Raw genomic sequence first — 9,506 nt, 5'->3', positions numbered from 1 at the left:
GTTTTGATAGAAGGTGCCGTTGTCGGCATAGACGTAGGTAGGGGGGTTGTTGTAGCCGTGGATGTGGTCGTGGATGTTGATGGCGAGGCGTTTGAGGTAGCCGATGGCGAGTGGGCGAAGGGCGTCGTTGTAGGGGACGGGGCTGTTGGTGGTGAGGCGGCGTCCCCAGAAGTAGGGGTGGTTGAAGGCTTCGGCTGGGGTGGGCCGGGCTGTGGTGTTGTAGTTGATGGCGTGGATGATGCGGGTGATGGTGGCGGCGAGCTTTTCTTTGTTGTGATTGACTTTTTGGACGGCTCCTTGGTTAATCATATCGTTGAGGTCGAGGCGGGGGATGCCTGCGCGGGAGATGTTGAGGGCGGAGGAGGTGGTGGTGGTGAGGAATTTGAGTTGGGCTAGGTCGCGGTAGGTGGCCTCGGGGGAGAGGTTTTTGGCGGCGCCGAGGGTGTAGAGGGCTTCTTCGAGGGAGCGGAAGGTGTTTTGGGGGCCGCTGAGTTTGGGGTTTGAGCGGATTTCGTTGAATTCGGTGGAGAATTTGTCAGTGGAGAGGGTGAGGGAGAGGCCGGATTGAGGGGAGTTGAGGTAGTCGATGGAGATGAGGGGGATTCCGTTGGCGATGATGTGGTTGTTATTGTCTTTTTGTTTGTTGAGGGGATCTTTGGCGTAGTAGCGGGCAGGCTCGCCGGTGAGGGGGCGTGGTTGATTTGGGTTTTTTTGTGGGGCGGCGGCGTAGTTGAGGTTGATTTTGAAGGATTCGTCTTCGATCCAGTAGGCGTAACGGGCGATTTTTTTGGCTGGGTTTTGGGGGTCGCTGATGTAGACCCAAGGGGCGCGAATTTGGTTGGAGGTGTAGTCGGGGGAGAGTTTGGGGAGTTGGAGGAGGCCGGTGATCCAGCCTGAGGCGAATGGGGTGCGGTCGGGGTTGAGGGAGGGGTGGTTGAGGTCGATGGAGTCGGTGAGGAGGTTGCTGGGGATGGCTTTGAGGCGATCTGCGGGGGAGTTTAATGGGGTGGGGACGGCGCCGGAGACGAGGGGGAGGTAGGTGTATGGAGTGGAGTGAGATTGGGGGTCGGTGGGGGGGACCTTTTTGTAGAGGAGAGCTGTGCCGGGGAATTGCTCTTGGTTTGCGAGGCGAGGCTCGAATTTGGTGATGGAGTCGGGGAATTGGGTGATGAGGTGGCGGAGGGTTTGTTGGGCGACTTGGACGCCGGCTTGTGCGGTGAGCTGGGCTTGAGTGAGGTGATAGGCGGCGCGGGAGTTGGTGCGCTCGACTTGGGCTGCGGTGAAGAAGGCGATGGTTGTGAAGGTGAGGAGGGTGATGATGAGTAGGGTGATGATGAGGGCGAAGCTGCGGTGGCTGCTTGGGTGGGAGGGTGAGCAAGTGGGGGAGGGGTTCGGTTTCATAAGGGGTTATTGGGTGTTTGGGGTTGCGGTGGGGAGATCAACGCGGATGGAAAGGGTGCGGCCGTAAAGCTTGATATTTTCGGGGTCGCTCCAGTCAGCGGGGGATTTGTTGATTTTGGGGAGGGCGGTGTCGCTGTAGGCTGTGAGGCAGATGAATAGGACGGCAGGCGAGGTGAGGTAGGCTGTGCCTTTGGGAAGGGTGATTTGGGGGGTGGGGGGGGATTCGTGGGTGGCGTTGAGGGGTGGTGTGGCGTTGGGGTAGGAGGGGGAGGAGGATTCGAGGATGATTTTTAGGTTGGCGACGTTGCGGGCGATGATGTCGTCGCGGCGGGAGAGGGATGAAATTGGGTCTGTGGGGTCGAGGATGGGGGAATCGATTTCAGGGAGGCCGAGGCCTGCGGTGGAGAGGGAGGTGAGGTTGATTTGCATTTTGTTGGGGGACCAGAAGGATTCGGGGTTGAGGCGGTTGGCGATGATGTAGTTGGTGGTGACTTGAGAGCCTCTGTAGTAGCGGTAGAGGTTGAATCTAGAGGGGTTGGTGGGGCCTGGAGGGGCGGATGGGTTATCGGGGTAGTAGGCTTCGTAGTAGCCGATGGCGCAGAGGTCGGGGGTGTCGTTGATCTCGAAGGGTGAGTCGGCAGGGGTGACAACGGCCGGTTGTTTAGCAATGAAGAATATGGAGGAGCGTGGGGGAGCTGGGCTATTGCTGGGTGGCAGGAATGAACCGTCATCTATTGGGTTGATGATCATGGGGGAATAGGCTGTGATGTGGGCGCGACGTAGGTCTGCAGCTATGCGGTGGAGTGCGGCGCGGGCTTCACGGAGGGCGTCGGATTTGTCTTGTGCGCGTGTCCAGATTTTGGAGCTTTGGTTGAGGATCTGGAGGAGGGCGAGTGTGAGAAGGGAGAGGATGGCGACGGATACGAGGATTTCGGTGAGGGTGAAGGCGCGAGAGGCTGGAGAGTGAAGAGGGGGTTGGCAAAGGGGACCCTTCATAAGGATGGAGGTGTGGGTTTGTTCAAGCTCGGGATGTAGGTGACGAAGGTATATCGTGGCGCTGCGGATCCGGCAGCGGGAGGGGGATAGGGGGTGACTTCTATGGTGATTTTTGTGAAGGGGGTTTGTGCGGTGGTTGCTTCTGTGGAGTAGGAGAGTCTGGCCATGTATAGGGTGTCGGGGGCGGGTGATTTGGTGAGGTGGAGCTTGTCATCGAAGAAGTAGGTGCCGCTGGGGATTTCAGTGGGGCCGAAGGCGCGGACGAGGCTGGAGATTTGGTGTGCGGCGAGGGTGGCAGCGGTTTCGTTTTGGTTTGTAAAGGAGATTTTAATGGGTGCGGCGAAGAGGCCAAAGATGGTGGTAAGGCAGAAGGCGATGATGCCGAGGGCGATGAGGATTTCTGTTAGGGAGAAGGCTGCGTTTGCAGTAGGTGGATTGGGGGCCGCTTGGTGGTGAGGATCGGAGTGGGTGGGGGAATTTGTTTTCATAGATGAGGGAGGTTATAATGGGACGGTGATGTAGGTGGCGCGTGCGGTGTAGCGGTTGATGCGGATGGCGTCAACTTGAGGGGGAAGCGGACGGCCGACTTCTCCGAAAAATAAGACGAGAGCGCCGCTGACGGCGAAGTCGATGGTGCCGTCGGGTGAGAAGACAATGGCAGGGAGGGGATTGGTGGAGGTGAATTGGTTGGGGTTGAGGTAGTCGGAGATGGGGATGGGGACGGGGTTGCCTTGTGGGTCGAGGATTTGAGGAAAAGAGGAGATTTTGGAGTGATAGCTGAGGAGGTCTGCTGAGGTGAAACCTGAGATGGCGGGGAGGATGAGAGGGGTGCTGCTGCAGCCGTCGTTGATTTTGAATTCGATGTTTTTGGGGAGATAAATCCAGCGTGTGACGGGGATTAGGGAGGTGTTTAGGGAGTCTGGATTGGGTGAGGTGATAGCGGCGCTGTTCTCTCTCATGATACGCATGGCGCGAGCTCGAATTTCGCGGGCGAGAGTGGGATTGCCTGTGGTGGAGTTTATGCAGTTGTTGGCGAAGATAAGGTAGGCGCGGGTGCCGTATTGTTGGGCTGTGGCGCGGGCTTGGTCTATGAGGCTGATGATTAGGTTTGCGGCGGCTTTGCGGTTGTTGCCGGCGCTAAAGCCACGGAGAGCGGGCAGAGAAGCAAAACTTAGGAGAGTAATGATGGCAATCACTGCTATAAGCTCAAGCAGGGTAAAAGAGCGTGTATTTATTAGAGGGGGAGGCCATCGAGAGGGGAAAAAAGACCTACAAGCGGAGCGAGTTGAAGTTTGAGGAGAGAAAACATGGTTGCCGGCATTGATCATGTAGATACAATGTATATCATTTGCTAGAATGTCAATTGTTTTTTATGCAAGTTATAAGGATGCCGAGGAGAGGAGTTGGTATAAGCGTGCCCGTTGCGGTGGGATGCGATAATGATGTGCGTGCATAGAGGAGAGGAAATCGCTTTCAGTTTCTCCTTTAAGGCCAGATAGATGCATGAGTTTTATTTCGAAACGGCGCACGAGTCTTACCGATGGAGAGTGTGAATCAAGGTAGGCAAGGGCTTTGTGGAGGAGTTCGGATAATTCCACAGCGGGGGTGTATGGCTCGGAGACGGACTCTGTAAGCGTGCACAGGTAGCGGGCAGTTTGCAGAGTGATGAAATCACGACGAAGTCGAAGGTGGGGTGATAGAAGCTTAATTTCTTTCAAAAAGTCGAGCGAGCGTCCCTCTGAATGGCTTAAGGTGATTTCACACGAGTAAAAAAGGTCGATATGGTAACGAAACGGAGAGCGGTTTCGGTTCGCGCCTAAGATTAGGACATCGATAGGTCCACATTCATCAGTGAACCAAGTGCTGAGGATTGAAGTTTCGCGGTAGGGGTGCCGGCGAACGAGAAGTCCTCGGGTGGTCAGGACGGCCATAGTAGAGAGTGGGCTTAAGCTATTTCCCAATGCAAAATTGAGAGAATATTCTATCCAAAACTTCTTCGTGATCTGTCACCCCAAGCAATTCATCAACTTCTGAAAGAGCCGCACGCATCTCGTGAGATATAATTTCGGGTGGCCACTTCTCCTCAAGGCCAAGGATGGCTCTGCTCAGAAAACCTTTTGCGTTTTCTAGACAAACAGTCTGGCGAGCATTCACCAAACAAAGCGTAGAAGCTTCTGCGGCTTGCGAAGAGATAAATATTTCTTTAATCTTCTCACCCAAAGACTCTATTCCTTCATGTTTTGCAACGCTAATCCTACAATCGAATTCATGCTGGTAATCTGGATAAGTCCTTCGCGGATGCCACTCTAAATCTGTTTTGTTTAACACACGCAACAGTCGCTGATCAGGCCGCAATTTCAATTGTGCTGTTACTATTTTGTCCAATTCAGGATCTTCGTCTGCGGCCATTACGTGCAAAATAAGCTGAGCTTGGTCCCAGGCCTCCTTTGTTCGCGAAATCCCCTCTGCTTCGATTTCGTCAGCTTCTTCTCTTATACCTGCTGTATCCAAGAGACGCATACGGATATCTCCTATCACACACTCCGCATCAATCACATCTCGCGTCGTGCCCGGTCTATGAGAAACAATTGCGCGCCGCTCTTGCAACAGCAGATTGAAAAGACTCGACTTTCCCACATTCGGTCTTCCCACAATCACAGCACTAATCCCATCCCGCACCACACGTCCCATCTTTGCTCCTGCCAACAACCGCTCCACCCTCTCTATCACAGCGTTTAAGCGCTCCCTCATCATTCCATAAGTCGGCGGATCGATGTCCTCCTCAGGAAAATCAATATACGCCTCTAGCTGTGCTAGCACCTCGATCAACTTCTCCCTCATCGCTTCCATCTCCTTTGCTAAATCTCCACGTAAAAGACTTCGGGCATTCGCTAGTTCCCTTTCCGTGCTCGCGCTAAATAAATCACCCAATCCCTCGACCTGCGTCAGTCCTAGCTTGCCGGCCTGCAGCGCTCGACGCGTAAACTCCCCCGGCAACGCCAGCCGCGCTCCCTGCCGCAGATATGCCGCTATCACTTGCTCCACAATCTTGGGATTACCGTGCACGCAAATCTCCAGCACGTCCTCGCCCGTATACGATCGTGGCCCCTCCCAAAACGTCATCACCGCATCATCAATCTCCCTTTCCCCCTCTCGCAGTCGCACAAAAAAGGCTCGCTGCGGCACCCACTGCAACTTCCGCCCCAAAAGCCGCTCCGTCATCTCTCGCACCCCATCGCCGCTCAATCGCACTATCGCCAGCGCTCCCACGCCTGGCGGCGTCGCCAAAGCCACAATCGTCTCAGTCCCTGTTCGCATAAACTTAAATCCGATAGACTCTCGCTAGCTCAAAACAACGACCGCACGCGCTCCAAAATTTTCTCCGCGCCACTCTCGATCTTCCGCTGCACTTCATCCACTACGGCGCTTCCTACGCGTCCCGACAAATCCTCCTGCACATCATTGACAGTTCCATAAACACGCATCGGAGGCACAGCCCACAAATACCCTTCCGCATTGCGTGTAAAAATCCGCTCCTTACCCGCTGGAATCAATCGCACTTGTCCATCCGTCAGTCCCACCTCTAGCTCCCCCTCGACCTTCGCTTCCTTCACGCTCACGCGCCCCTCAACACGCACCACTCCAGAGGACTCCAGACGTATATTCCGAAAAATCACCCCCCCTCCCTCATCCACGATCACATCCGCCTCAGCAGTAGTTAAACGCAAACGCCGATACTCGTCCAGTCCCGTATACCGTGCCCAAGTCTCAAGCCACGGCAATCCTTCTATCATCCCTTCCCTCACAAGCAACTTCCCCACGCCCTTCCAACGCCCGTCCGCAGCCTTCTGCTTTTCTTCTCGCATCAAATCTACATGTCCCTCCACTTTTCCATGAAAACGCGCACGCCAATCACCCCTCACCACATCCCTGATCGGCACATCTTTTGCTTGAATATTCAGACGAGATGACCGCTCACCATCCAAAGCCAACTCCCCCGTCACCAATCCTTCCCCGCCCCCTTCCTCACTTTGCCAGCGCCCTTCGGTTATGAAAAAATAAGGCTCCCTGAGCCGTCCACGAAGCTCTACCACACGCACCTGCGGAAATTCTCCCGCCCGCAGCTTGCCTCCTCTTCCCAGCACATCCCAACCTCCATCTCGTGGCCGCAACGTCACAGTCATCCCCTTTAGTTCACCCCGCATTCCTTTTCCTATCGGCCACAGCATCTCTACTTCTCTAATCAACGCCGATCCCCATTCCAAGCGCGTCGGCAACCACCACAACCACCAAGGCACTTGGTCAAACGTAAAACTCCCCTCCCCGTCCCTTCTTTCTGTCCGCTCCCCTTGCCCATCACTTTGATCGGCCAATTCAATCAGCAACCGCTGCGCCTCCAAACCTTGCAACCGCCACACCCGCTCCCAAAACAGTGCCCGCGCATTCACCTCCCCCCGCCACTGATCTAGCCGTGCCCGCTTCAGCCCCTCCCCCCCACGCACCTCTATCCCCTCAGAGTAAGCCGCAAACCCCTTCCACTCCAGCGGCATCACCGTCGTTTCACCCCCTGTCATCTCCGCAATCCGACTCTCCAACCATTTCGTTAACAAAGGCCCCTCCACAAAACGCAACACCGCCCAATAACACACCAACGGAATCCCCACCCCCAACACTCCAAAAATCACACCAGCAAACATCAACCACCTTTTCATAACTCCCTACCTTACGCCTCCCCTCCCGCTACACAAGCCTATCCTCAGCCCTTCCCCTATCCCTTTCCCAACGACACCTCCCCCCCGCAAAACAAACATATTGCACACCTCGCACGATATGCCAAAAATGCCACTCCTAAACCCTACCCAAAAACCATGAGCTCCACCAAAACCAAACTTCCCTTCAGCTCCATCTTCAACATGAACTTCGGATTCTTCGGCATCCAATTCGGATGGGGCCTCCAAATGGCCAACATGTCCGCCATCTACGCCTACCTCGGCGCCTCCGATGCCGAAATCCCCGGCCTCTGGCTGGCTGCGCCTCTCACTGGACTCATCATTCAGCCCATCATCGGTCAACTCAGCGACCGCACCTGGCTGCAATTCCTCGGCCGTCGCCGCCCCTACATCCTCATCGGTGCCATCCTCTCCACCCTCGCCCTCATCCTCATGCCCAATTCCATCTCCGTCTTCATGGCCGCCACCCTCCTATGGGTTCTCGACGGCTCCATCAACGCCTCCATGCAACCCTTCCGCGCCCTCGTCGCCGACACCCTCCCCGAAGAACAAAAATCCACTGGCTACGCCCTCCAAAGCTTCTTCATCGGCCTCGGCGGCTCCATCGCCTCCTTCCTCCCCCTCTATTTCAAGCTCTATCACTCCAGCCCTGCAAGTGCCGCTGAAAACGCCGTGCCCGATACCGTTCGCTTTTCTTTCTACGTCGGAGCCGCTGCTTATTTCATCGCCACACTCTGGAGCGTCTTCACGACCAAAGAAATTCCTCCCTCAGACGAAGAACTATCCCGCCTCCGTTCGCAAAAATTCGACTGGACACTCGGACTCGGAGAAATCTTCGCTCGCGTCCCAGCAAGCGTCCGACTCCTCGGTCTCCCCATCCTCGTTCTCCTTTTCCTCGGCATCTACAGCCTCTTCCCGCAAGCCTCACAAAACCTCAAAGACACCACAATCTTCGGCCTGAAACTTCTTAACTTCTCCGTCCTCCTCTTCTCCGCCTGGTTCCTCCTCGTCGCCATCCTCGTTGCCCCCACCTCGATGCGTCGCATCGCGCTCACCCAATTCTTCACCTGGGTCGCCCTCATGTGCATGTGGACACAGCACAATTCAGCCATCACCAAACACATCTTCCTCCCAGCCGGCCTCACCGCTGAAGACGCCAACATCTGGAACGGCGTCTGCTTCGGCACCTACAACGTCGTCTGTTTCCTCTTCTCCCTTTTCCTCATCCCCCTCTCGCGCCGCCTTGGCCTTCGCCTCACACACGGCCTCTGCCTAGCCATCGGTGGTATCGGCCTCGCCCTCATCCCCTATCTTTCCAATAAATATCAACTCCTCATCCCCATGATCTGCGTCGGCATCGCCTGGGCAAGCATCCTCGCCATCCCCTACACCATCGTCTCCACCGACATCCCAGCCGAAAAAATGGGACTCTTCATGGGCATCTTCAACCTCTTCGTCGTCGTCCCCCAAGTCGTCGCCACACAAGCCCTCGGCCCCATCATGGAAGCCCAATTCCAAGGCAACCCCGTCCCCGTCATGACCATCGCAGGCCTCAGCTTCATCCTCGCCGCACTCTGCATGACGATCGTCCGCCCAGCACCCGCAACCTCTAGCTCCCCCACCGCCTCCGCAGGCCACTAATTAAAGCCTTTGACAACTCCACCCACACACTCAATTTAAACACCATGAAAACATCCTCCCTCCTACTCGCCCTTGCCCTCTCTCTCACCCCACACCCATCTCTCCTCGCCCAACAAAACAACATCGCCGACGATCGCGCCTCCAACCCCGAATACAACAACGGCTGGAGCAGCGGCCAAAACGGCGGCTACGGCTTCGGCGAATGGAAACTCATCGCCCAACCCTCCGACGACGCCTCCCGCACCTACAGCGGGCACTTCATCGCCCAAGACGTCGACCACAGCGACCTCAACGGCGTCGCCACCGACGGCCGCGCCTTCGGCCTCTACGCCAACGGCCACCGCTTCGAAAAAGCCGTCGCCTTCCGCCCCCTCAAAGAACCTCTCAAAATCGGCGACACCTTCTCCATCAAACTCGAACACGGCGATTTCGTTAAAAAATTCGACATCGACTCCCCCGACCCCGGCTCCGTCGGCTTCACCATCCGCACCGGCAACGCCCAAAACACCGAAAACGACTACAAAACCGGCGCCCGCTTTGAACTCAGCTACCACAAAGACAAAAACAACTACACCCTCATCGACAAAGACGGTGAATTCGACACCGGCGTCAACTACACCGACAGCGGCATCTCCGTCAGCTTCACCCTCACAAGCCCCGACACCTACGACCTAGAAATCATCTGCCTCAGCGACCGCTCCATAAAAACCTTCACAGGCCGCCACCTCGCTGGCGAAG

The 9,506-nt window shown here is 56.0% G+C and carries 9 protein-coding genes; 2 read left to right on the top strand and 7 right to left on the bottom strand.

Annotation, left to right across the window (positions count from 1 at the left end; genetic code table 11):
- The 7 genes from NZM04_01565 to NZM04_01535 all read right to left on the bottom strand — a co-directional run.
- Positions 1-1,401: hypothetical protein (locus NZM04_01565; GenBank protein ID MCS7062732.1), on the bottom strand; the 1,401-nt coding region annotated here is incomplete at its 3' end.
- Positions 1,402-1,407: 6 nt separating this feature from the next.
- Positions 1,408-2,397, bottom strand: coding sequence for a prepilin-type N-terminal cleavage/methylation domain-containing protein (locus NZM04_01560; GenBank protein MCS7062731.1), 990 nt, complete (start codon positions 2,395-2,397; stop codon positions 1,408-1,410).
- Entirely contained in the window at positions 2,394-2,885 is a 492-nt protein-coding gene (locus NZM04_01555; protein MCS7062730.1) for a hypothetical protein, read from the bottom strand. Before NZM04_01555 ends, NZM04_01560 begins: the two co-directional genes overlap by 4 nt.
- Positions 2,886-2,897: 12 nt before the next feature.
- The gene (locus NZM04_01550) at positions 2,898-3,593 is read right to left on the bottom strand and encodes a hypothetical protein (GenBank protein ID MCS7062729.1); all 696 of its coding nucleotides are present in this window, start codon (positions 3,591-3,593) and stop codon (positions 2,898-2,900) included.
- A 183-nt stretch (positions 3,594-3,776) separates the two neighbouring features.
- A complete protein-coding gene (gene recO / locus NZM04_01545; protein MCS7062728.1) occupies positions 3,777-4,328 on the bottom strand; it encodes a DNA repair protein RecO in 552 nt (183 codons plus the stop codon).
- Between the two features lie 19 nt (positions 4,329-4,347).
- Positions 4,348-5,715, bottom strand: a complete 1,368-nt coding sequence (gene mnmE / locus NZM04_01540) for a tRNA uridine-5-carboxymethylaminomethyl(34) synthesis GTPase MnmE (GenBank protein ID MCS7062727.1) — start codon at positions 5,713-5,715, stop codon at positions 4,348-4,350.
- 29 nt (positions 5,716-5,744) lie between these two features.
- Positions 5,745-7,109, bottom strand: a complete 1,365-nt coding sequence (locus NZM04_01535) for a hypothetical protein (protein ID MCS7062726.1) — start codon at positions 7,107-7,109, stop codon at positions 5,745-5,747.
- 156 nt (positions 7,110-7,265) lie between these two features.
- On the opposite strand from NZM04_01535, the gene NZM04_01530 reads away from it, so the two are divergent.
- The gene (locus tag NZM04_01530) at positions 7,266-8,768 is read left to right on the top strand and encodes an MFS transporter (protein ID MCS7062725.1); all 1,503 of its coding nucleotides are present in this window, start codon (positions 7,266-7,268) and stop codon (positions 8,766-8,768) included.
- A 44-nt stretch (positions 8,769-8,812) separates the two neighbouring features.
- Positions 8,813-9,506: hypothetical protein (locus tag NZM04_01525; GenBank protein ID MCS7062724.1), on the top strand; the 694-nt coding region annotated here is incomplete at its 3' end.

This window comes from Candidatus Methylacidiphilales bacterium (assembly GCA_025056655.1).
Taxonomy (GTDB): Bacteria; Verrucomicrobiota; Verrucomicrobiia; order Methylacidiphilales; family JANWVL01; genus JANWVL01.
Note: the sequence above shows the minus strand (reverse complement) of the source record. Positions and strands in the feature narration are given on the sequence as shown.